The sequence below is a fragment of the Stenotrophomonas sp. WED208 genome, from assembly GCF_040984485.1.
Lineage (GTDB): Bacteria > Pseudomonadota > Gammaproteobacteria > Xanthomonadales > Xanthomonadaceae > Stenotrophomonas > Stenotrophomonas riyadhensis.
This window is the reverse complement of record NZ_JAZARB010000001.1, coordinates 1,880,923-1,903,976: the sequence shown is the minus strand read 5'-3', so window position 1 is coordinate 1,903,976 and position 23,054 is coordinate 1,880,923. Positions and strand designations below refer to the sequence as shown.

17 protein-coding genes are annotated in these 23,054 nt (G+C 66.7%); 3 read left to right on the top strand and 14 right to left on the bottom strand.

The features are described from left to right. Positions 1-15: 15 nt before the first annotated feature. Positions 16-657 carry a hypothetical protein gene (locus VPH47_RS08470; protein WP_153855572.1) on the top strand — a complete coding sequence of 214 codons (642 nt, stop codon included), beginning with the start codon at positions 16-18 and terminating at the stop codon, positions 655-657. A 29-nt stretch (positions 658-686) separates the two neighbouring features. On the opposite strand, the gene VPH47_RS08465 is transcribed toward VPH47_RS08470, so the two are convergent. Further along, a complete protein-coding gene (locus VPH47_RS08465) occupies positions 687-1,313 on the bottom strand; it encodes a hypothetical protein (protein ID WP_368850506.1) in 627 nt (208 codons plus the stop codon). Positions 1,314-1,423: 110 nt separating this feature from the next. Next, a complete protein-coding gene (locus VPH47_RS08460; protein ID WP_368850505.1) occupies positions 1,424-4,150 on the bottom strand; it encodes a TonB-dependent receptor plug domain-containing protein in 2,727 nt (908 codons plus the stop codon). A 215-nt stretch (positions 4,151-4,365) separates the two neighbouring features. On the opposite strand from VPH47_RS08460, the gene VPH47_RS08455 reads away from it, so the two are divergent. Continuing rightward, the gene (locus VPH47_RS08455) at positions 4,366-4,965 is read left to right on the top strand and encodes a GNAT family N-acetyltransferase (RefSeq protein WP_197611905.1); all 600 of its coding nucleotides are present in this window, start codon (positions 4,366-4,368) and stop codon (positions 4,963-4,965) included. Here VPH47_RS08455 and VPH47_RS08450 read toward each other — a convergent pair. The 11 genes from VPH47_RS08450 to VPH47_RS08400 all read right to left on the bottom strand — a co-directional run bounded on the left by VPH47_RS08450 (position 4,962) and on the right by VPH47_RS08400 (position 20,917). Further along, a complete protein-coding gene (locus VPH47_RS08450; protein ID WP_197611904.1) occupies positions 4,962-5,735 on the bottom strand; it encodes a CDP-diacylglycerol diphosphatase in 774 nt (257 codons plus the stop codon). The two genes, VPH47_RS08455 and VPH47_RS08450, sit on opposite strands and share 4 nt — an antisense overlap. A 56-nt stretch (positions 5,736-5,791) precedes the next feature. Further along, the gene (locus VPH47_RS08445) at positions 5,792-7,489 is read right to left on the bottom strand and encodes a DUF2235 domain-containing protein (RefSeq protein ID WP_164161587.1); all 1,698 of its coding nucleotides are present in this window, start codon (positions 7,487-7,489) and stop codon (positions 5,792-5,794) included. After that, a complete protein-coding gene (locus VPH47_RS08440) occupies positions 7,476-7,973 on the bottom strand; it encodes a hypothetical protein (RefSeq protein ID WP_368850504.1) in 498 nt (165 codons plus the stop codon). Before VPH47_RS08440 ends, VPH47_RS08445 begins: the two co-directional genes overlap by 14 nt. A 19-nt stretch (positions 7,974-7,992) precedes the next feature. Beyond that, positions 7,993-8,856: a DUF4123 domain-containing protein gene (locus VPH47_RS08435; protein ID WP_368850503.1), complete on the bottom strand. Its 864-nt coding sequence runs from the start codon at positions 8,854-8,856 to the stop codon at positions 7,993-7,995. 2 nt (positions 8,857-8,858) lie between these two features. Beyond that, on the bottom strand, positions 8,859-11,630 hold the full coding sequence (locus VPH47_RS08430) for a type VI secretion system Vgr family protein (protein WP_368850502.1): 2,772 nt from the start codon (positions 11,628-11,630) through the stop codon (positions 8,859-8,861). A 119-nt stretch (positions 11,631-11,749) separates the two neighbouring features. After that, a complete protein-coding gene (locus tag VPH47_RS08425) occupies positions 11,750-12,367 on the bottom strand; it encodes a decarboxylase (protein ID WP_368850501.1) in 618 nt (205 codons plus the stop codon). 168 nt (positions 12,368-12,535) lie between these two features. Then, positions 12,536-13,102 (bottom strand): hypothetical protein, encoded by a 567-nt coding sequence (locus VPH47_RS08420; RefSeq protein ID WP_368850500.1) that lies wholly within the window; start codon positions 13,100-13,102, stop codon positions 12,536-12,538. A 116-nt stretch (positions 13,103-13,218) separates the two neighbouring features. Further along, positions 13,219-13,839 carry a hypothetical protein gene (locus tag VPH47_RS08415; RefSeq protein WP_368850499.1) on the bottom strand — a complete coding sequence of 207 codons (621 nt, stop codon included), beginning with the start codon at positions 13,837-13,839 and terminating at the stop codon, positions 13,219-13,221. Beyond that, complete coding sequence (locus tag VPH47_RS08410; RefSeq protein ID WP_368850498.1) at positions 13,836-17,459, bottom strand: M23 family metallopeptidase; 3,624 nt, start codon at positions 17,457-17,459, stop codon at positions 13,836-13,838. The genes VPH47_RS08415 and VPH47_RS08410 overlap by 4 nt, the downstream gene beginning before the upstream one ends. Positions 17,460-17,480: 21 nt before the next feature. Beyond that, positions 17,481-18,104: a hypothetical protein gene (locus tag VPH47_RS08405; RefSeq protein WP_180846300.1), complete on the bottom strand. Its 624-nt coding sequence runs from the start codon at positions 18,102-18,104 to the stop codon at positions 17,481-17,483. A gap of 53 nt (positions 18,105-18,157) precedes the next feature. After that, positions 18,158-20,917, bottom strand: a complete 2,760-nt coding sequence (locus VPH47_RS08400; protein WP_258015038.1) for a type VI secretion system Vgr family protein — start codon at positions 20,915-20,917, stop codon at positions 18,158-18,160. A gap of 236 nt (positions 20,918-21,153) precedes the next feature. Between VPH47_RS08400 and tssA the strand changes: the two genes are divergently transcribed. After that, positions 21,154-22,215: a type VI secretion system protein TssA gene (tssA, locus tag VPH47_RS08395; protein ID WP_110712636.1), complete on the top strand. Its 1,062-nt coding sequence runs from the start codon at positions 21,154-21,156 to the stop codon at positions 22,213-22,215. A 51-nt stretch (positions 22,216-22,266) separates the two neighbouring features. Here tssA and VPH47_RS08390 read toward each other — a convergent pair whose 3' ends face one another. Then, positions 22,267-23,052, bottom strand: coding sequence for an OmpA family protein (locus VPH47_RS08390; RefSeq protein ID WP_110712637.1), 786 nt, complete (start codon positions 23,050-23,052; stop codon positions 22,267-22,269). Between the last annotated feature and the right edge of the window lie 2 nt (positions 23,053-23,054).

Sequence of the window (23,054 nt, the reverse complement as noted above, 5' to 3'; positions counted from 1 at the left end):
CCGCTGTGATGCCGCATGGGCCCGTCCGACCGCCACGATCGTCTCCGCCGCTGGCAGGCCGCGTCCCTGCTCGCCGCCGCGCCGATCGCCAGCCTGTCCGCCACTGATGCTGCGGCCGCTGCGCCGCTGCAGTCGCCGCCGGGCCAGCAGCGCATCGCCCCGGCTGCACTCGTCGAGCGCCTGCACCAGCGCGTGCTGTCCGGACAGAGCGCGACCGCCACCCTGGAACACTGGTGCGCCGAACATGGGCTGGCCGAACAGGCACGGGTCCGCGCGGTGCGCGTGCACGGCCAGGACAAGACGGCACCGGCCGACGTGCTGCAGGCACTGGGCGCGAAACCCGGCACCGACCTGCGCTATCGCCGCGTGCAGCTGGTCTGCGGCAGCCGCGTGCTGTCCGAGGCCGACAACTGGTACCTGCCTGGCCACCTCAGCCCGGCCATGAACCAGGTACTGGACAGCACCGACGAACCGTTCGGTCGCGTGGTCGGTCCGCTGGGCTTCCAGCGCCAGACCCTGGCCGACCAGACCTTCTGGCCGCCACGCGGGGAAGGCGACCACGGCGTGATCCTGGAAGTGCGCGCCCTGCTGCGTGACCGCCAGCAGCAGCCTTTCAGCTACGTCATCGAGTCGTACCTGCTGCAGGCGCTTCCGTAACGCGCCGTGGCGCCGGGCATCCGCCGGTGCTACGGGCCCGCCATGCCGTTGGCGGCCGGGTCCACCGAGAACACGAAACGCCCACCGTGCTGGTCCCTGCCCCATGTCATCGGCGCCGTGGCAAGGCTGTAGACCGGGGCTGCCTTGTCCATGCCGATTGCTTCGGACCAGGCGCTGAAATCCTCATCGGTGCGGCTGCGGATCTCGCCAACACACAGGCTGTAGCCGCAGGCAAGGGACACCAGCGTGCCGTCCTGGCCCATGAGACGGCTGGCGGCCGTCCTGTACAGGCGGGTCAGGTCCTGCACTTCGGGGTGGCCGGCCGCATCGCGCTCGAACTGGCTGATTGCCTGCGCGAAAGCCTTGTCGGAACCCAGCAGCGCCTCGCTCTTCTGCACGGACACCGCACCCTCGCTCAGCAGCATGCGCTCGCCCTCGAGGAAGTGCCCCTCCGTTCGCGCGGGCCCAGCGGCAGCCGTCGTGGCGCTCGATGCCGTTGCCGCGCGCGATGGCCCAGCGTGCTCCGCCGCCCGCGCGTGAGACTGCGCAGGCGCGGCATTGGCCACCTCCGTGGCATCGTCCACGCTGGCCGCCTGCTTGCCACTGCAACCTGTAACAGCCAGCACTGCAATCACGCTCCACACCCTGACATCCATGCGCATCCTCCTCCGGGTAGCGTCACAGCATGCCACGCACGCAGCGGCTGCACGGGTGCGCTGCACAAAGAAAAGCCCGGCAATACCGGGCCTTTCGTTCGCCTGCGGGATCAACGGAACCGGTAGTCCAGCTGCACCCAGTACTGGCGGCCATACGGATCGTAGTTGCCGACCGGATAGAACGGCCAGCCGCCTCCGTTCTTGTCCGCCGGTGGGCGGCTGTCACGCAGGTTGTTGACGATCACACCCACCGACAGATTCTCGCCGAACTGGCGGAACACGCTGGCGTTGTAGGTCATGTACGGCGCAATGCGGCCACTGCCATCGGTCTTCGGCAGCGAGCCGAAGCGGTTGCCGTACAGCGTGGTGGTCCAGTCACCCTGGTTCCAGGTGATGCTGCCGTTGGCCTTGCTGCGCCACTGGTAGTCGTCCAACGAATTGCGGATGTCACGCTCCGGATCATCGGAGAACTGTCGGTATTTGTGCTCCAGCACCACGGTGTAGGCCAGGCGCGTGGTGAAGCGGCCATAGCGGCCGGCATCGAAACGCCAGTTGCCCTTCAGGTCCAGGCCGCGAACCGATTCGGAGGCCGCATTGATCGGATTGATCAGCACACGGGTCACCTGGTCCGGCTGCACGGTGGCATTGGACGGATTGCGGATCACCCGCGACAGCGCGTCCTGGCACAGCGGCGAACCGATATCGCGCGCTTCGCCGCCCAGCGTGCGGCCCAGCCGGCAATCGGCCTCGTCGCGCAGGATACGGCTGGTATCGAGGCTGGTCACCTCGTTGTCGATGCGGATGTCGTAGTAGTCGGCACTGAAATCCAGCCCGGCCAGCGGCGACCAGACCACACCGAAGCCATACGACTTGGCCGTTTCCGGCTGCAGCTGCGCGTTGGCACGGTTGCTGTAGTCGATCGACAGGCCGTTGTAGTCGCAGTTGTCATACGACTGGCCGGCGGTGCGGCAGCGCCAGTAGTCGGTCATGCCCGGGTTGTAGCCACGGGTCTCGGTAGCGAACACGTAGTTCATGTCCGGCGCACGGAAGCTGGTCGCAGCAGAGCCGCGGATCAGCAGGCTCTCGATCGGGCGGAACTCGACGCCGAAGCTCCAGGTCGCCTTGCCGATGTGCTCGCCGCCGGCACGGTACTGGTCATAGCGTCCGGCCAGCGTGGTGGTCAGCGACTGCAGCAGCGGCAGCTGCAGTTCCACGCCCGCGGCGTAGCGGTCACGCTCGCCGCCGGCACCGATACCGGCGCTGGTGTTCCAGAACTCACCGGTTCCCAGCCGCGGGTCCGGGCGGTTGCGGTAGCCCTGGCTGCCGGCTTCGACCACCGCTGCCAACGCAGCGTCACCACCGGGCAGCGCGAACAGGCGGCCGTTGACGCTGGCGCTGAAGGTCTGCAGCCACGCCGCGTTGCGGCTTTCCTGGTAGCCGGACAGGCCCTGGTACTCCTCCGGCGTCAGCGGTTTGAACAGGCGTGCCGGGTCCGGTGCATAGATCTCGACGCCGTTGCGTACGCCCAGCTTCGGGCCAAGCAGGTATTCGTTGATGCCGGCCAGCAGCACCGGACGACGGGTACGGTTCTCGTAGCGCGAACGGCTGTAGACCGCTTCGTAGTCCCAGCCGCTGTCGCCGATCTGGCCACGCGCGCCGACATTGAACGACCACGAATTTTCCAGGAAACGGTTCGCGTTGCGCGGCAGGCCACCGATTTCTTCCGGCGCGAAGCGGCGGTACCAGCTTTCCAGGTTGCCGGTGGTCTGGTTGTAGAAGTAGTTGCGGGCCGAGGTCCAGGTAGGCGCACGGGTGTTGTTGGTGATGCGCGCACTGCCCACCGCCAGATCGGCGAACAGATCGGTGGTCTCGTTGACGTGGAAGGTCAGCAGGCCATAGCCGTTGAGGTTGCGCTTCTGGGTCTGCACGGTCCAGTAGCTGGCGGCGGCCTCGTTGCTGCCGCAGTACCACCCCTGGCGCGGGTTGTTGGCGCGGAACACGCTGCCGCCATAGATGCCCGACGCCGCGTCGCAGCCAGTGACGCCCGGATCGATGTTGCGACCGGTGGCGGCATTGCGGCGATAGGCGATCGCAGTCGCCTGCGGCGCCTTGCCGGCCGGATCATCGTCCAGCGAATCCATGAAGTCGCGCTGGCGCGCGTGGATCGCCTTGCGCACGTCGAACTCGAAGCCGAACAGCCCTTCCCAGCGCTCGCCGGAACTGCCACCGACCACCTGCACGCGCTGGTTGTCACCGCCGCCCTGCTGGGTGCCGCCGGCGCGCACGTTCACGTCCACGCCCTCAAAGCGGTCCTTGAGGATGATGTTGACCACGCCGGCGATCGCATCGGAGCCGTATACCGCCGACGCACCTGCCGCCAGGATCTCAATGCGCTCGATCAGCGCACTGGGAATGTTGGCCAGGTTGACCACGTTCACCGAGCCCTCGTAGGCCAGCGGGTAGTCGGCCTGGCGGCGGCCGTTGACCAGCACCAGCGTGCGGTTCGGGCCCAGCCCGCGCAGGTTGATGGTGTTGGCGGCCGGGGTGAAGGTGTTGCCGAAGTCCTCGCCCTGCACGTTGCCGGTGTTCTCGGTCAGCGCGCTCAGCGCATCGAACGCGTTGCGGTAGCCCTGCGCGTCGATCTGCTCGCGGCTGATCACCGTCACCGGCGACGGCCCTTCGACGCTGGCGCGTGGAATGCGCGAGCCGGTGACCTTCACTTCCTGCAGCGAGGTGGGTGCGCTTTCCTGCGCGAAGGCCGGCAACGAGACCAGCATCAGGGACGACAGCGCGAGCACCAGCGGACGCGGGCGCAGCGCCTTGTGAGAGGCGGACATGGGCTTCCTGGGGGAGTGGGTGGTGGTACGGGGCCAGCCGCCTGTGCGGCACATAACGATCCCGTAACGAAAGTGTCCTGAATGGGTGGTTTCAACGGAAATGACCAGCCCTGATGGGCTTATGCCTGAACCGAATCAGACCCGGCCCCAGGCCCGCCCCGTTTTTGCAATGTTTTGAATGGTCTGGCTCTGCAGGCGAGGCCATCGTTGCCGGGATGATGACCTCGTACCCGACCCCTACCCTTCCCCCCCTGCGCCCGGTGCTGCGCCGCCACCTGCTGCAGTTGCAGGCAGCGCCGGTCACCCTGCGTCCGTTCCAACGCACCGATCTGCCACGCTGGCGCCTGTTCGATGACCGCCGCCGGCGCGGCCGCCGTCACCCCGGCGGCATCGACGAGGAAGCCCGCTTTCTCGCCCACATGCATCGTTCCCGCCTGGAGCAGGACAACGACCAGCTGCTGCTGGGGGTGTTCGACGATGAACACAGCACGGTGCTGGACCAGCTGCACATCCGGCTGCAGTCGCTGCACGCGCGCAGCGCCGAACTGCTGTCGCTGCAGCATTGGCACCCTCATGCCGATGCCGCGCTGCGGGCACTGTGCCCGTTCCTGTTCGAGGATGTCGGCCTGCATCGCCTGTTCGTGATGCTGCCGCCGGACTGCAGCGCGCCATTCGCCAACGCGCTGCGAGCCTTCGGCTTCGAACAGGAAGGCGTGCTGCGCGACCATCATCTGGGCCTGGAGGGCTGGCAGGACCGCCAGTTGCTGGCACTGACCGCGCCGATGTGGCGCCGCCAGCATCCGGCGCTGGACTAGCGCACCCGCTCCAGCGCGTTGCCGGCACCGGTCAGCACCGAGCAGGCGTGGTCCTGCAGCTCTTCGGCGCTGGCCTCGTTGCCGGTGCCGGCGTCCACGCGGGTGGCCAGCAGGATGAAGCCGGGGCCACCCTGCACTGCATCCCGGCCAGCCACGACCAGGCTCCACTGGCCCACGTCGTCCACGCCTGCGAGGTCATGGGCCAGCAGATTGAGCGGATTCGCGGTCAGCTCCGCCCCCGGCAGCAGGCGTGCCTGGTACTGATGGCCGCGCAGCAGCACCGGCAGCGCTGCCCACTGGGTGCCCAGCTCACCGGCATGGGCCTCCAGTGCCTGCAGCACGTCGGCACGCAGGCAATCCACGTGGATATGCAGCTGATGCTGCGAGCGGCCATGCGGTGAATTCAGTGCCAGGCTGGCGACGCTGCGCGGCAGCGGTTGGCCCAGCGCCTGCTCGGTATGGCTGCGCGCCCGCCAGGCCGCCGCGAAGTAGTTCGGTGCCCCCCGCTGGTAGAGACCGCGGTTCTCGATCCCGCTGACCTTGTCCAGCGGCATCAACAGGAACTGGTAGTCGCCATGCGCATCCTTGACCAGCACATCGCGCCGATCCGCCGCCGTCTCCACGCGCAGGCAGTCGCCGCGCGGGCCCTCGGCGCCCCGGCAGTCACGCTCGATCAACCGCCACAGCGCATCGGAATGGGCCGGCGGCGGAGGCGTACTGGCACAGCCAGCCAGAACGGACAAGGACAACAGCAGCAACAGACGGGACACGGCACTCACATCGATGGCACGACCCACGGCCGCGCCGCCTAGTGTAGCCTGCGCCCTCAGCCAGGCAGCGCCTCCGGCGCCTCGGCTTTTTCCTCCACCTTGCCCGGCGTGTACTTGGTCGCGCCGAAGTACAGCACGCGCCACTGGCTCAGGTTGCCGATGAACCAGTGCGCCACCGAGTCATGGCCATAGCCATCGAAGAACGTCTCCACCTCCGGCGGCAGCAGCGTGGTGTTGTCCCACGACTCCAATGTGACGCGCTCGGCCATCGTCAGCGTCGCACCGCGTTCACGGCGCCGGCGCAGCCCGACGATCTTGCCCAGCATCGTGTCGTTCTCCTTCTCCAGCCCGCGGCGTTGTTTCCGCACGGCAGACAGCTCGTCATCGCGGGCTTTCAGTTCGTCGGAAACCCGGTTCCACTCGGCGGTCCTGTCCGCATTGCCCTGCTCGGCCAGATGCAGATTGTCATTGCTCCACGGGGACGGCAGCTGCGACTGGCGGCGACGCAGGGTCCGCACCTGTTCACGCAGCGCATCCTCGCGCGCGGCCAGGCGTTGCATCGATGGCAGCTTGTCACCGCGCGCCACGCGCACGCGCAGCCAGCGATACAGGAGCTCCATGTGCGAGGCCTGCACGTCTTCCATGCGTCCACGCTTGACCCGCACCGCCTGCAGATAGGCGTTGAACACCGCCTGCAGCTCAGGATCCTGCTTGTCGAACTCGGCCTTGACCTGATCTTCGAGGAGGCTGATCGGATTCAGCAGCACACCACCGGCCTGCGCCATGTCGTACATCTCGTTCAGTGCAAAGCGCGCGATGCTGTTCTGCCGCCCCTGATGCTGGGGGTCATAGCCCCCGCCCACGTCCGAATGCACGCCGGGGAACCAGATCTCCACCGTGTTGGCCGGATACAGCGCGTGCTCGCGGGTCGAATCCAGCGGGAACTGGCCGCGCAGTTCATGGGCAGCGGTCATGTGCACCGACTGCTCCACGATTTCCGGAACGCCCATGCCTTCGGCCCAGCCGGTATGGCCATTGCGGTAGTTCACCGCGGCCGCCGCCAGGCTCGGCCACACCGAGCACACCGTGTCGAACACGCCCATGAAGCCGATCCGCAGGGGGATGCGTTCGCGGTACAGCCAGGTGCCGTCAGCCTGCCGCCGGCAGCGCGCGGCGAGGTCGCGGGCGAACGCCCGTGCCGAGGCCGCCCCGCGCGAAAACCCCAGCACCGACACGCTGACCACCAGGATCCGCATCGGCTCCGGCTGGGTATCGATCAGTTCGTCCAGCGCCTGCAGCGCGAAATCGATGCGCTCGCGCCCCCCCTTGCCGATCGACAGTCCCAGCAGGCCACCGCTGTCACCGACTTCCGGGCATGGCGTCCCCACACCGGACAGGTACTGGCGCTTGCTGTTGGGTCGATCCCTTACATGCGCGTCGTAAAGGCGGGCGATGTTGGAAAGGGCCCGCTCTCCCTTGTCCTTGTCCAGTTCCTCCTGGCGATTGTTGCCGGTGCCGTCGAAGAACACGCTCAGGTGCAGGCTCTGGGTACAACCCGTGGTGGCGGCCTCCTTGTCGGGTACCGTTTTACACATCGCTTCCTGGCGGCGGCGACGCTCGGCATCGCTCAACGGGCGTGTGCCGCGGGCCAGCCGCGCCGTGCGCGCGGTGCCCTCGGCCTGGGCTACCGGATCGGGAGTGCCGGGCTCGAGATCCACCTGCCCCGGAATCGCGGTCGGATCAGTACTGGTCATGGTCCTTGTGCTCCTTCGGCACTGGCATGCGCCGCATATTCCATTTGTTGACACCCTTGTCCAGCAGCTCGGCCTCGACATGACCGTCCGGATAGAAATGCAGCAGCAACGTCGAGGGGTTCGGCGGATAGGGGGTCTTCAGCGGCACCACGGCCTCGCGTGGCACGCGGTGCCCTTCACTCAGGTAGCGGTTGGTCGCCAGGTCATAGCGATTGGCCTCGATCCAGCGCACGCGCACGCTGTCCGGCCCCTTGCCCTGCGGCGCCCGCGGGCCCATCCCGGAGCCGCCATTGGTGTACCCGTCCAGCCCGCCCAGATACTGCCCATCGACGCGCACGTCGGCGAGGTAGTACGGGCTGTAGTTGAACGCAAACAACGACATGATCGGCGTCTTGCCGCGTGCCATCGCCCGGCTGCAGCCCACGCCCATCACCAGCACGGCGATCACCGCCAGCATGCTCCACCACAGGTACTTGTTGCTCATCATCGCGATCCCGCTCCGTTCAATCCCAGCTTTCTTCCAGGGGCCAGACTTCGTCGCCGATATCGGCCGCGCTGCGCCGCCCGCTGGCGAAGTCCTGCAGGCGCTGCTGCCATGCCGGGTCCTCGCCGAGATCCGTACCGGCCAACAGCGCCCAGGTCGCCACCATCACCACGCGGCGGCTGTCTTCGATGCCGGCCGCAGCGGCCGTCGCCACCACGCGCCGAAAGAAGGTGTACCAGCGCGCCCGTGGCAGGCGCGCCAACAGCTCGGGGTCGGTCAGCTGGAAGTGGTCGATCAGGGTATAGGGGTAGCTGGCGTCGATCAGGGCACGCCGCTGCGGTGCCTCCAGCACCCACGGTGGTTCATGCGGATCCTGCGCGGCGTCGTGCAGATCCAGGTGCGCCCATTGCAGGTCGTGCCGCAGGTACCACCAGCGCTCCCCCAGCGCCAGGAATGCACGGCACTGCGGCTCATCGAGCACCTGCACCCACCAGGGCAGCACGCGTGCATCGAAGAAGCGCGCCAGGAACTCCTTGCCGTTGGGGTAGCTGGCATCCAGGCGCCGTTGCAGGCGCTGCTGCAGCGCCTCTGCGGTCAGGGTCGTGTCGATCAGGCTGAGCAGGCCCGGCGAGCGTGCCTGCGCAGCCGCCCGCTGCAGGAAGCGATCGATGTCCATGTCACGCGGCAGCCGTACCAGGAACACGCTGGCGTCCTCGCTGCCGTCGGCCAGCAGGCCATCAAACAACCGCAGCGGCGTCCACGGCAGCGTACGCAGCACCTGCGAGGGTTGGTCGCACTGCGCGCCATCCAGCAGCACGAAGCGCTGCGCTTCCGCTTCCAGTGGCGGCAGCGCGAGAGGTGGGAAATGCCAGTCCCGGGTCACGCTCAGCCTCCCTTCGGCGTCAGGGGCGCCGCGCGTTGCGCCGCCAGCAGCAGGCATTCCTTGCACACGGACTGCGGGAACACCGGCAGCGGGTAGCGACTGCCTCCCCCTGGCAGGAATGACTTGCGCCCCGCGTGCACCGTGATGCGCCCGGGCGCATTGAAGACGATGTTGCTGCCGCTGATGGTGATGCTGGCGCCCGCCGAGGTGGCCACATGGACGGTGCGGCCCGCTCCGAGTTCAACAGCGCCCTGGGCGCTGGCTGCGCGCAGCGACTGCCGCGACTGCATGCCCACACGATCCTGCTGCGCCTTGATATCCAGCACCTGCTCCGCACTGGCCATGGTCAAGGCAGGCACCGTTGCATCGGCGCCCTGCAGGGTTGCGGCGAGCACACCGATGGCCTGGCGGCCGTGCCAGCGCGCCTGCCCCATGACCGTCGCATCGCTGTGCTGGCCACTGCCCAGCACCAGGGTTTCACCCTGCGCCCACTGCAGTCCCTGGCCGGCCACCATCACCGCGCCGGCGGGGGCAGAGAGGCCAAGCAGCGCGTCGCCGCTATGCGGAACGGACCCTTCTTCCGCCTCCGCGCTGCGTTGAGGGGCGGCGCCGACCGCCGCCTGCATCGTCTCGCCGGGCACCGTGCTGCGTACGCTGGCCAGCAGTACAGGCAGCGGCGCGCGCGTACCATCCAGCCGGGAGTGCTGTGGCGACTGCGCCCCGAGATGCGACGCGGGCTGCACCGTCAGGTGGGTCGCCGCGGCGCGGGCCTGGCGCTCGGCGAGTGTCGCCAACTGCTGCAGCAGCGCCGCGGCCTGCGGGGCGGCTCCAGCCGGCTCCTCGCCACGATGCTGATAGGCATCCATCCAGAGCCCGCGTTGCCCGCGGACACTGCCCCAGGCATCACTGCGCAGTTCGAAACCCGTACCACGCAGGCTGCCGCGATAGTTGTCCGCCCGGTGCCGCAGATGACCCAGCGCCAGCGCCGTGGTCTGTTGGCTGCTGGCCAGCTGTGCGCCCAGCTGCTGGTCGCTGTCGTCGAACAGCAGGTGGTTCCAGCCCTCGCCCTGCCACTCGCGGGACTGAACGCCCCACAGCGCGCCGGCGTTCCGATGCGCCGCTTCGCCCGCCGCCGCCGCATGCCAGGCCGGTGCCTGGCCACCGCCCAGGTTGGCCTGCGCGCTGCCCCCTCCATCGCGTGCCTGCGCATAGGCCGAGGTGTCCAGCTCCGCGTCCGCCCCGGCCGGTGTCGGCGCGACCCCGGCCTCGCCGCGCCCGTTGTACAGCGCGCCCAGGACCAACGGGCGGTCGATGTCACCCTCGAGGAATCCGATCAGCACTTCCTGGCCGATACGCGGCAGGAACTGGCTGCCGACACCGGGGCCGGCATAGCGCTGCGCCACGCGCAGCCACGCACTGCCCGCATCACCCTGCTCGCCCTGGAAATGGAAACGCACCCGGATCCGTCCCAGCGCATCGGCATGCAGTTCACCGCCGTCACTGCCCTGCCCAGCCACCACAATCGCGGTCTGGTACCCGGGCGCCAGCGGTCGCGGATTGCGCCGGGCACCGGTGCCATCGTCCAGCACCGGGCGCCAGCGCTGCTCCCGCTGCAGGGCGACGAAATCCTGTGCATAGCCCTGCTCACGTGCCTGGCCAAGCAACGTACCGAACGGATCGGGCGCCGTATCCGCGGCCAGTGCATGGCGCAGGTCTGTCGGCAGATTGTTCACGCCCGCATGCTCGACCGTCACCAGCAGCAGCTCCGTCGGCAAGGCGCCCGGCGTGCCGGTCAGCACCCAGGCCTGTCCCGCATCGGCGCTGCGGACGCTGCCGCGCCCGCACCACTGGCGGGCCTGCGCGTCCAGCGCTTCCACCACCAGCCGCGCATGGTGCTGCAGCTCGGCCGCATCGGCGAAGGCGTGCGCCCCCACCGGATCGTAATCCTCCCTTGCCCCTTGCGCTGCAGCCTGCACCGGCAGCTGGCCGGCCAGCGAGCGCACGCTGCGGTAGTCGCTGCTGTGCAGCTGCACGTCGGTGCTCTGCAGGCGGCGCAGCTGCCCCAGCTGCTGCACGCCATCACTCTGCTCGGTGCCATCGGCGCGGTGGAAGCGGATGCCACCGGCTGCCTGCGACGCGGCGGCTTCCGGCAGCAGGGTCGAATCGGCGAACAGGAAAATGCCATGCCCCGCCGTTGCGTCCTCCGCCTCCTGCACGCACCAGCCCAACCCTTCTTCGGCCAGCAGCCGCTGTACGAAGGCCAGATCGGTCTCGCGGTACTGCACGCAGTAACTGCGGGGCCGTGAGCGGGACAGCATCCCGTCGACCTCATCGCTCCAGCGCCAATGGGCATGTTCGGGGTACGCCTGGAACACCGCATCCAGGATGTCGCGCACGCTCTGTTCCTGGAAAACACGGCTGCGGCGCGCCTGGTCGAGCCACCAGGTCCAGTCACGCAGGGTGACCCGGTAGCGCGCCAGCCCGCCATCGCTGCCCACGCATCGCGCATCGGCAATGACGCCGTGGCGCGGCCAGTCCCGGCCATCGGCCAGCCGTGCATGCAGGCACGCCGGTTGCCCAAGCCAGCCGGCCAGTGGCAACGACGCGTCCAGCGCAAGCACATCGATCTGCAGCTGCCGCCCTTGCGACAGGGCATCATGGCCCTGCCAATGGTCGACAACGACCGCCGGCGTGCCGGGTAGATCCAACCGATACAGGCGGCTGCCGGCCTCCAGGCCCGCTGCCTGCACCATGAGGTTGCGAATCGCTTCCATGGCGTTCCTACCGTTGCTGCCCCGGTAGCCGGAGGCAGGTCCTTCCCCTGTAGGACGACGGTAGCAGATGGAAAACCACGGCGCACGCCCGCACCGTCACGCCGGATTAACGTTCCGGATCAATAGGTTCCGTAGGAGACTTCCACCGCCACCGGCTTGCCCCCGTCCTGCACCGGTTGCAGGATGAAGCGGTCCAGCGCGCTGCTGTCATCACCCAGTGGCGTGCTGCGGAACTGCAGGCGATAGGTCGCCCCGGCCTGCACGCTGCCATCGGGCAGCAGCCGTGCGCTGGCCGGAAGCAGCAGCCCGCCCAGATCGCTGTAAGCCTCCGGCGCATCACTGAAACCGTAGTCGACGAGTTCATCGGTGCGACGCATTTCGTAGACCCGCGTCGGCCAGGGAGGTGCCGCACTACGGCCATTGCGCAGATCGGTCACCCATTGCTCCGGCAACTGGTAGACCTTGCGCAGCGCAGTGTCATCCAGCTCGGCACTGGCTACCTGCAGGCAACACACCACGCGCTTGCTCTCGCGGTCGTAGATCGAGAAGCGCGCATCGCGGGCCACGGCCGTGGGCAACAGCGCGAACGGAACGTCCCGCAATTCAGGCTCGGCACCATCGCGGGAACCGAGATTGCGCCAGCCGCCGAAGGTCGGCTCAGCGGCCTGCGCCAGCGGCGCAGCCAGGCAGAGAGCCAACGCCAGTCCACCGGCGGCGCATCCGATCCAGTTCTGCATGTCGTTCATCCATCGATGGCGTCAGGCCAATCAGTTTCGTGAGGATGCCATGAAGGTGGAGCGGTTGCCATGCCATGCGCTCCGGCCGGCGAGCCCGGCCTCGCGCCAACGCCGAAGCAACGGCGTGGACTCGAAGGAGTCTGCCTGCTCTGCCTCCAACCGACCTGGCTAGTACGTTCCGAACGGAACCTCGACCTCCAATGCCGCTCCTCCCTTGGCCGGTTTCAAGGTGTAGGTCTGGACACCGCCATCCCCATCGCCGAGCGATGTCTCCCGACGCTCAACCCTGTAGCGCTTTCCGGCGAGCTCCAGTAGACGGTCACCCACCACCCGCGCATCCGGTGGAAGCAACAGGCCGCCCGCCGCTTCGCGTTCCTCCTTGAAGGCATGGCTGCTCATAGCGCCCTGCACCTTCAACAACTGGACGTGCGGGCGATAGGGGGCCGCATCGAGATTCCAACCATTGGTCAAGTCAGTAATCCAGGGCCCTGGAATGTCGAAGCGATCCTGCAACTCACTTTCGCTTACCTCCCCCCCCTCCACCGACAGGCAACAGACAACCTTGTTCGCCTTGGCGTCGTAGATGGTCCAACGACTTCCCGTGGCTGCGGCGTGCGGCAGCATCGAGAAGTGGAACTGGTGTTCGAGATCAGTGTCGGAGACCCTGCGCCAACCACCGACTTCGGAAGACTGCGCCTGGCAGGCCGTTGCCATCAACCCAGCCACGACCAGCATGCTGATTCGGCCAGCCGTCGTGACCGCACACACGCCACCAGGCCGCGTGCACCAATCGATATCGTTACGGCGCCGCCAGCGCTGCGCGCCTAAAAGCCCGCCCCATTGAAATCCCTTCACTGTCCTTCGGACGCCATGTATGCAGTCTGGTGACCGGTAAAGCGGACACCGTCGAATCCGAAGCAGAAACGCCCGTCGTTGATTGAACGGTAAGCCAGTATCGCTCCGACCAGGCAGAACTGCTGCGCATCCACGGACGTTTCCACCTTCCCATAAGTGGTCGGCTCTCCTTTGCTGGACAAAGGGCCGGACAATGCGTCGATCGGCAACGGATAAACCACCCCGCTCCGGGCGTTGATGACGACCACCGAGCGCTGGAAGTACTCAGGCCATTCCTCCAGCTCCGCCACGATGTAGTGCCCGTTGAAGTTCGGCCGCTGCTCGGCGATCACCTTGTCGATCTGGGCACGATGACGATCATCACAGAAGTTGATCGGACTGCTCAGGAAAGCACACCCGGAATGAGGGGAGAGCATCTTGACGCCAGCATATCGTGCGTTGCCCGCTGTAGATGCAGGCACTTCCTTCGTCGTGGTAGCCGCCCCCGTCGGCGGCACAACTGCGGCCGGGTTCTCCGATGAATTCGGCTTCCCCGTGCAAGCGGCGGCCGAAAGAAGAAGGCCGAGCAACAGCACAGGCTGCAGTCCCCGCCAGACGCTGGTGTTGATCTTCATCATTTTTTGCTTTCCAGGATTTCGACAAGAAGCGCGCGAACCGCCGGCGTGGACTCCACGTTTGCCTTGTTCGCCAGCGACTGATGGTAGGACATGGTGCCGTCCGATATCGCTCCCGAGGCGATCTTGCGGCCCTTGGGAGCAGCGATCGACGCCCATTCCTGGGCCGCCGCCATCTGCGCATCATCCACGGTGCCCTTGCCTTCGATCACCAGACGCCCCAGTGCGCCATCACCTGCCTTGTACAGCAGGTACTCGCGGAACACCCGCTCCTGTAGTTCCGCATCGTACTTCTCGTTCCCGGTGAGGCCCAGCTTGGCCTTGGCAGCCTTGAGAGTTCCGAAGATGGTCTGGTACTTTCCGGTCGCGAACATGCGGTTGCGGTTGGTACCGTCCAAAGGCTCGGTTGCCAGGATTTCGTCGATGGTCTTCCCGGTCACTGTGCCGGCCGGAGGATTGCGGAAACTGAAACCGACCTTGCCCTCGGGAACATTCTTGGTGCCCGAGTTGTACGAATCGTATCCGCCTTCGCCATGCGCGATCAGATCACCGAGGCGCCGCACCAGGTCACCGTCGATGATCTTCGTCCCCAAGCCCATGAAATTGGAGATCATGGCCAGCGGATGGAAATGAAACACGTCCAGGCTCGAAGGGAAATCCTTCACCCCCTGCACGGTTTCCCACCATTGCAGCTTGCGGATCCGCACCTTCTCGCCCGCCCACTCGTTGCCTTGCGCCCGCATCATCATGGAATCAAGTTCGTCCCATTTCTGCATGCCACCGCCCCATTCGCTCTCATAGCGAGCGATCAACCTTTGCAGGTAGCGGGCCAGCAGTGGATTCTGCTGCGCGTGTTTCAACTCTGCCGGGCTCAGATCGCCATCGTTGTTGACGTCAATCAACTGATAGATCTTGCGATGAAGCGAGCTGCCACGGACGCGATCGGCCCGCATCTTGTGCTCCGCCTTCTCCTCGGGCCGCGACTTGGCCATCTGGAAAACCTTCCAGGCCATCAGGTCCAGTGGCGTCAGCTGACCTTCTTCCACGTACTCGAAGCACGGCCATGCCCACGGGGATTCCCAACGCGTCAGAGGATGATCCTTCTGACAAACCCATCCCGGCGCCTGATCAGTCGCCACCCACCACCAGCGATTACCCTTATCGTCAATCGCGATGAACTCTTTTCCAAGCGTGTCCAACTCGACGCGCGCGATCACGCGCGGCAGCTTTCCGGCAGGCGTCGTCTGGTTGCTGAGCTGCAAGGGATAACGGGTCCACGCGGGCAGGTCAGCATCAAGAGGCTTCCCTGCCGCCGCAGCGGGAACGCGTGCTGCTTCTGCCCAGAAAACGTCGTCGAGCTCGGTGAGTACCTCTCGGTCCGGCCACTTCCCCCCCACCTTCTCCGACTGCGTCCGTTCACCTGTACTGCTGACGTACCACCCGGTGAACATCCGGCCATCGGCGTAGCGCTTGGTTTTCTCGTTGTACTTTCCAAGCGCCTTTCTCGGCACCTGCTCGGCCACGGACTTGTGCAACTTTACCCAGGCCCCCTTCGGACTGTCGGCAGCGATCGCCACGATCGAACCTGCAGCCAGGGCGGTGTCGCTGGCGATGGGCGTGACCAGCTTGACGCCGACATCAAGCACCAGCATGTTGCGTTCGTTTTCAGGCCGCGTGGCCGCGTACGCGCGGCTGCGCCCGATGAAACCGGGCACATCACCGCCGCTGAACATCTCCAGATGCAGCATGCTGCGCATGCCCGGCGAAGGCGATGCGCGTGCAACACCAAAGGTCTGGTACTCACCGATCTGGCCGATGATATCGCCGGCCTTCACCGGGAATGGCTTGTCCAGTACCACCACCTGGTCCACCGGATCGGGCTTGTCAAACACCGCTTCCATGCGCGACAGATAAACCCAGCCATTTTCGGCCCCCGGCTTGACCTGTCCATCGACGGCTTCCGCAGCAATGATCTCGCCTTCGAGCAGCTCTCCAATGTGGCCCCAGACGCCCTTGCCCACCGCCTTCGTTTCGGTGAAGCGCACGCGAGCTCCCTGCCCCAGCATGCCAAGCAGCTTCCCGTTCGGCTCGGAACGGATGTTCAGCCCCTTTCGCCCCTTGATGGCAGGTGCAGCCGGCGCGCTCGCAGCCGTCGCCCTGGCCGCATCAGTGGCCGACGCCGAGGATGGCATCGACGCACCGGGTGTAGGCAGGCTGCCATAAGGCACGCGCTGTGGTGTCGCCTGCTCTGCGGCCGCCTCCAATCCGAATCCACGCTGTTCGACGCTCGCCTGACCACCTGCTTGCCCCTGGCCCCAGCCGCCTCCCAGCGGTGACTCGCCCAGGCCGAAGCCGCGATCACTGGAGAACGGAGAGCGTGGCAGCGCGAAGGGATCTGCCGTCGATTCTTCCTGCGGTGGCGGTGGCGGTGGCGGTGGCGGTGGGACCTTCTGCGTATCCTCGGCGGCAGAGGCGGTCACACGGTAGGTACTGTCGCCTTTCCAGTACTTCGCACGCGGAATCTTTTCGTCCTGCCGATAACCACGCCAATCCATCAGGTGCATGTACAGGCTGAAAAGGACCAGTGTTTCCGGCTTGCTCTCAGTCCGCTCCGGCGTCGCCTCCGCTTTGGGAACCTCGGTCTTCTTGCCCTTCTTTGCATCCTTGGCTGCCTCGGCCGCCGCTGCCTTCTGTGCCTCCTTGGCGTCCGCAGCAGCCTTCCTGTCCTCGGCCTGCATCTTCACGGCGATTGCCGAACGCATCTGCGCCGCGCGGGTCTGCTCCTCAAGGTCAGCCGTTTCATCTTCCGGCTGGCACGCCTTGAGCTGGGTGCTCTCGGGCAACACCAGCGTATGCCGCACCAGCGTGAAACCGGTGGAATACAACGCCTTCAGCTGATTCTCGCGGAACTGCACCGCGGGATAGGTTGAATCAAGCTTGTAGGCCACCACCTCACCGTCGGCGATGCAGCGCACGCCACTTTTCTCGCCGAGCTGCGTCGGCCCCTGCGCCAACGCATTGGCAGTTCCATCGCCGAAATGAATGCCACCGTGCCAGAGGCTGTTGCCGCCCACCGGATAGAACCCGTCCTCCGCGCCACGCATCGCATGCATGTAGGCGGCAAGACTGCGCGCCGGCTCACCATCCTTCAGCAGGAATGGATACCCGAACGCGCCGGACACGGCCTCTCCGTCCGGGAAATCGAAGGTCGCCGGATCAACCGTCTTGTGCAGCACCAACTTCCCGGACTCGGCGAACGGATGCACCTCGAAATGCAGGTGATTTCCCGAACTCACCCCACCCGTCATCCCGACCGGCCCGAGCGGATCGCCCTTCTTGACCTTGTCCTTCACCTTCAGCGGCGACGCAGCCGACATGTGCGCATACATCGTATGCACCACCTGCCCACGGATCATGTGCTCGACGGCGATCGTGTTGCCGTAGCCGTTCATCCATCCGGTATAGATCACATGCCCGTCTGCTGCAGCGGGAATGGGGGTACCTGCCGGTGCGGCCCAATCCTGCCCTTCGTGGCGCTTCACCGTACCCTGTGTCGGGTGCTTGCGGGCCTTCGACCAGTCACTGCTTACGCGGAACGGCGGGCCTGGGTTGTACGTCGGCATCGTGCTCTTCTCTATCCTTGATCAAGCCCAATCGGGCGTGCACATCAACTGCGACTTCTGCGTGTTGTCACCCTGGGGACCCAACTTCGGTCTTTCGCCACGCTGGCTGCGCTCATCCTCGGGAAAATCCGACCCCAACGACTTGCGCGCGCGCGCGCGCGCCTGGTCCAGCGGCAGGTCGATCAGGATGCCGATCGGGGTGGGCGCGGTTCCCAGATGGGCAACTACCCTTTCGACCGGCAGGCCATGAAAATCCGCCTTGACACAGAAGTACGCCATCCCGAACTCCTCATCGCGTTCGCAGGGTTCCGGCGCGTGCCTGGCCAGGTAAGGGTTGGCGGGCCGACCTGATTCAGCGCTGAGGTACCAGCCCTTCGGCTGGCAATCAAGCAACCCGTCGAAGAGCGTTTCGGTGCTGTCCGGGTCACCCGGCAGAGGCGCCTCACCCTCTGCGGCGCGTGCATCGGCCGCGATCTGCGCCTCGACCGCGGCCTGCGCCGAACGCGTGGCGTCCTCCTGCGCGCCTCCCTGCGGCGCCCCGTTTCCGCAGGCCGCCAGTGGCAGCAACAACGTTGCCAGCAGCAGTTTGGGCAACGCGACGGGCAGATGACGGTTGACCGGCTTGCCTGGCTTTCTCTGATTCATGGTTCGGTGCCTTTTCGAAGAGTTCCAGCAGTGATATCAGGGCATGCCATCCATCACCCCGAGAACCCGGTCAGTCTCCAGCTGGATGTGTCGCTCTGGCTCCAGTTCGGCAGCTCGGTCTTGAACTGGGCCGGCCCCAGGAAGGATTTCGTTCCTGCGTGCACGGTGATAACACCGGGGCATGCGAACGTGATGTTGCCTCCCTCAAGGGTGATGCTGGCGCCGCCACTGGTGGCGACATGCACGACCTTGCCCGCCTCGACCTCGACAACACCCTGCGCACTGGCGGCCCGCAGCGGTTGCCGGGCCTGCACATGGATTGCATCGGCCTGTGCCTGCACGTCCAGCTGGCCCGCGCCCGCGACGGCGGCCAGCGCCACCCCCTCCGCGCCCGTACCGGTGGCCGTAGCCAGCATGCCCATTGCCTGCGCGGCATGAAGGCGCGCTTGCCCCATCACGGTCATGTCACTGTGACCACCACTGGACAACAGAAGCCCTTCACCGCTGGACCACTGCAAAGATTGTCCGGCGACCTGCACGACGCCATCCGGCGCGGCCAGGCCCAGCAGCGGATCACCACTGTGCGGCACGCGCGTTTCACCGGGTGCGGGATCACGCTTGCTGGCCTGTTCCGTTGCCGGATCAAACGCCTCCCCGGTCAAGGTCGTGCGAACGCTCTGGAGAATGCCCGGCACAGGAGAGCGATCAGCTACCAGAGCTGAGCGTTGCCTGGCCTTCGCACCCTCCTGCATCGCCAGCGGGCTGGTCACGTGCTTGCGCGCGGCCTGGGTGAATCGCTCGCCCAGCGTCTGCAGCTGGGCCAGCAGCGCGGAGGGCTGCACCGCCTCGCCCGCGGGCGCGGACGATCGATGGCCATAGGCGGTGAGCCACACGCCCGCCGTCGCGCGTACCGCACCCCAGGCATCGCTGCGCAGTTCGAAACCGGTGCCACGCACGCTGCCGACAAAGTTGTCAGCCTGGTGCCGAAGATGACCCAGCGTCAGCTGCGATACCTGCTGGCTGCTGGCCAGCTGCGCACGCAGCTGCTGGTTGGAATCGTCGAACAACAGATGGTTGCTGCCTTCACCGCCATCCCATTCGCGCGAGCGGATACCCCACAGCGCACCGCCCTGGCGATGCGCCTGGTCGCCCGCGCCGGCCGCATGCCACGCCGGTGCCTGGCCACCACTGAGGTTGGCCTGCGCGCTGTGGCGTGCATCGCCGGCCTGGCCATAGGCCGACACGTCGCCCTGGCCACTGGCACCAGCGGGCGTCGGCACCACACCGGCCTCGCCACGCCCGTTGTACAGCGTTCCCAGCACCAGCGGCCGATCGATATCGCCATCCAGGAAGCCGACCAGCACTTCCTGGCCGATCCGCGGCAGGAACTGGCTGCCAACGCCAGGGCCGGCGTAGCGCTGTGCCACGCGCAACCAGGCACTGTCGTGAGCGCCCCCGCCCTGTCCCTGCTGGAAATGGAAGCGCACGCGCACACGGCCCTGGCTGTCCGCATGCAGATCCTTGCTGGTGCCGCCCTGCCCGGCCACTACCACGGCCGTCTGGTAGCCCGGCACGGTCGGGCGCGGATTCAGCCGGGCACCGGTGCCATCCAGCAGCAGTGGCCGCCACGGCGTGCTGCGTTCAACCGCCTCGAACCGGTTGCTGTAGCCCACCGCATCGGCCTGCTGCCACAGCGCCGCGTCGTCGCTCTCGGCCGGCGCGACACCGAACGCATCATCAAGGGTGCGCCGCAGGTCGGTCGGCAGGTTGTTGATGCCGGCATGGTCCACGGCAACCAGCAGCAGCTCCGGCGGTGTCGCGCCCGGCGCCTGCTGCAGCCGCAGCCAGGCCCCCGATCGCAGGCCACGCACGGTGCCCTGTCCGCGCCAGCGTCGGCTGTGTGCTTCGCGTGCCTGGGCCAGCAGCCGCGCCTGGCGCGAAGCGGCGGCACCATCGCTGAACGCGTAGGCACCCACGGCATCGAAATCCTCGCGCGCCGACTGGCTGCCACCGCCGTCCATCGGCGACTGGCCGGCCAAGGCACGTACCTGCCGGTAATCATCACTCTGCAGGCTGACCGTGGTGCTGGCCAGGCTCCGGCACATGCCGATGGCCTGCACGCTGTCACTGGCTTCGGTGGCATCACTGCGATGGAAACGCACGCCGGACCCGGCGCTGGTCGCATCCTCCGGCAACGCCACGCTGTCGGCGAAGATCTCCATGCCATTGCCGCAGGGAGCCTCTTCATCGGCGTACAGCCGCCAGCCCAGCCCCTCTTCGGCCAGCAGGCGCTGCAGGAAATCCAGATCGCTCTCGCGGTACTGCACGCAGTAGCTGCGCACGCGTTCGCCCAGGAAGTCGTCGACCCCCTCGGCCCAGCGCCAGCGCGCGATGTCCCCATGCCCGGCAAGAACCGCGTCAACGATCGCGCGAACGGCCTGCTCCTGGAACACACGGCTGTGGCGCGCGTGCTGCAGCCACCAGGTCCATGACACCAGGTGCAGACGGTAGCGGACCAGCCCACCATCGCCTCCAACCCGGGCGGCGTCGGCCACCAGTCCGCTGCGCTGCGATTGCCCACCGTCAGCCAGTTGCAGGGTCAATGTGGCGCGCGTTGCAGGCAGTGCCTCCAGGGCAGCATCCGCATCGGTGGAAAGCACGTCTACTTCGGTCCACGCGTGTTCGCCCAACGCGTCACGTCCACGCCAACGCTCCACGGTGCATGCCGTGAATGCGTCGGACTGCAGGCGATACAGACGCTGGGCGTCGCCAAGACCGGCGACCTGCGCCATCAGGTTGTTCAGCTGATCCATGCCATTTCCAGAGTGAAAGCCGCACGACTCTCGGGTGCGCGGCGTCGGTTTCCAGCTAATAAATCTACCAGATCGTGGTGTTCGTCAAAATCACGGCGCAAGATCGGGCAATGAACTGCGTTCTCCGTCACATAACTGACGGAATGCCGTATTCAGCTCCCGTGACTTTCCCTCATCCCGTAACCGCGTTCACATTCAACCGCTAGAATCGACCACAGTCCCCAACGAGACCTGCCATGCTGGATCAGGAAGCCCTGCTGGCCCCGATTTCCGAACACGCCCCGACCGGTGAAGACCTGTCATTCTCGGCCGAGTTCGATCGGATCATCGAAAACCGTCGTGCCGACGACCCGACCCTGGACCAGGGCGCGTGGCAGACCGACATCAAGTACGCCGACTGGAGCAGCGTACTGCGCGATGCCAACGATCTGCTGCAGACCCGGACCAAGGATCTGCGGCTGGCTGGCTGGCTCAGCGAGGCCGCCACCCAGCTGGAGGGATTCCAGGGCCTGGCCGCGGGCTACCGGGTCACCGCCGGCCTGTGCGACCGGTTCTGGGAAGAGGTGCATCCACAGGCACCGGACGGCGACTTCGAGGAACGTATCGGCAACCTCAGCTGGCTGCTGACCAATTCGCTGCAGTGGCTGCGGGCGGTGCCGATCATCGTCGCCCCACAGGGCCGCTTCAGCCTGGCCGATTTCGAGCACGCCCATGCCCGCGCCAACAGCAGCGAGGACGATGACGGCCGCCCCGGACTGGACATCCTCAATGCCGCCCGCCGCGATACCCAGCACGGGTTCTATCGCCAGCTGGCCGATGACCTGCCGGACTGCAGCCAGGCACTGGCCGAGCTGCAGGCTGCGGTCGACAACCGGCTCGGCCTGGATGGCCCCAGCTTCAGCGCGGTCCGCGAGCAGCTCGAGCATCTGCAGCGCACCGTACTGCGCTTCGCGCGCGAGGCGGGCGTGCTGCTCGATGGCGAGACCGGGCCGGCAGAGGACACGTTCAGCGGCACCGACTTCGCCGCGGATGCCCCGGCATTCGACCCGGCGCCGGTCAGCGCCGCCCCGCGTGGGCCGGCCGGTGCTCCGGGTTCACGCAAGGAAGCCCTGCAGCAGTTGCGCCAGGTGGCCGAGTTCTTCCGTCGTACCGAACCGCACAGCCCCGTGGCCTATCTGGCCGAGAAAGCCGCGCGCTGGGGCGAAATGCCGCTGCACGTGTGGCTCAAGCGGGTCATCAAGGACCATGGCACGCTGGAGCAGATGGAAGAGATGCTGGACGTGAACCCGGAAGACTGAGCGCTTCCGGGCCATCGAGCGGAGAGCGGGCCAGGCCCGCTCTCCGCGCGGTTACTGGATCTTGAATTCGATGCGACGGTTGCGCGCGCGGCCATCGTTGCTGGTGTTGTCCGCCACCGGCTCATCAGGCCCCTTGCCCAGCACGTCCATATGGCTGCCCGGGATGCCCTTGGACATCATGTAGTTCTTCACCGCCAGCGCACGCGCGTGGCTCAGGGTCAGGTTGGACTCGCGCTGGCCGACGTTGTCGGTATGGCCGATGATCAGGAAGCGGCTGTCGGGCATCTGCGCCATCTTGGCCACCATCTCGTCGAGGATGCTCATGCCGAACGGCGTGAGGCGGGCGCTGCCACTCTGGAACTCGATGATGCGGTTGGCCAGGGTCTGGTCCAGCACGTTCTGCTGCGATCCCACCTTCAGCGCGTTGGTGACCGTGTAGCTGGTGTTGCTGGCCAGGCTCAGGTCACTGGCGACCTGCTGGCGCAGGGCCTCGTTGCCGACCTCACCGCTGATCTTCACGGCCTGGCCGTTCACTTCCAGCTTGCCGGGCGACACCCGCTTCAGGCCAGGGTTGATCATGCCGGATACGTAATCGCCCCAGTTCGGCGGCGTGGCGATGGTCTCGACCTGGACGCGGTCGACAACGCGATCGGCCCCATAGACCGCGCGCAGGTTGTTGAGCAGCTTGGCCTTGGTTGCCTGGTCAGGCACCACGCCTTCGATCACCACCGGGCGCTCCGTGGTCGCCTGGGCTGCAGCCGGCGCGTTCTGCGCCGACAGTGGCGCGACGGCCAGCAGCAGCGGCAGCACGAGAGAAAGAGAATTGCACAGGCGCATCG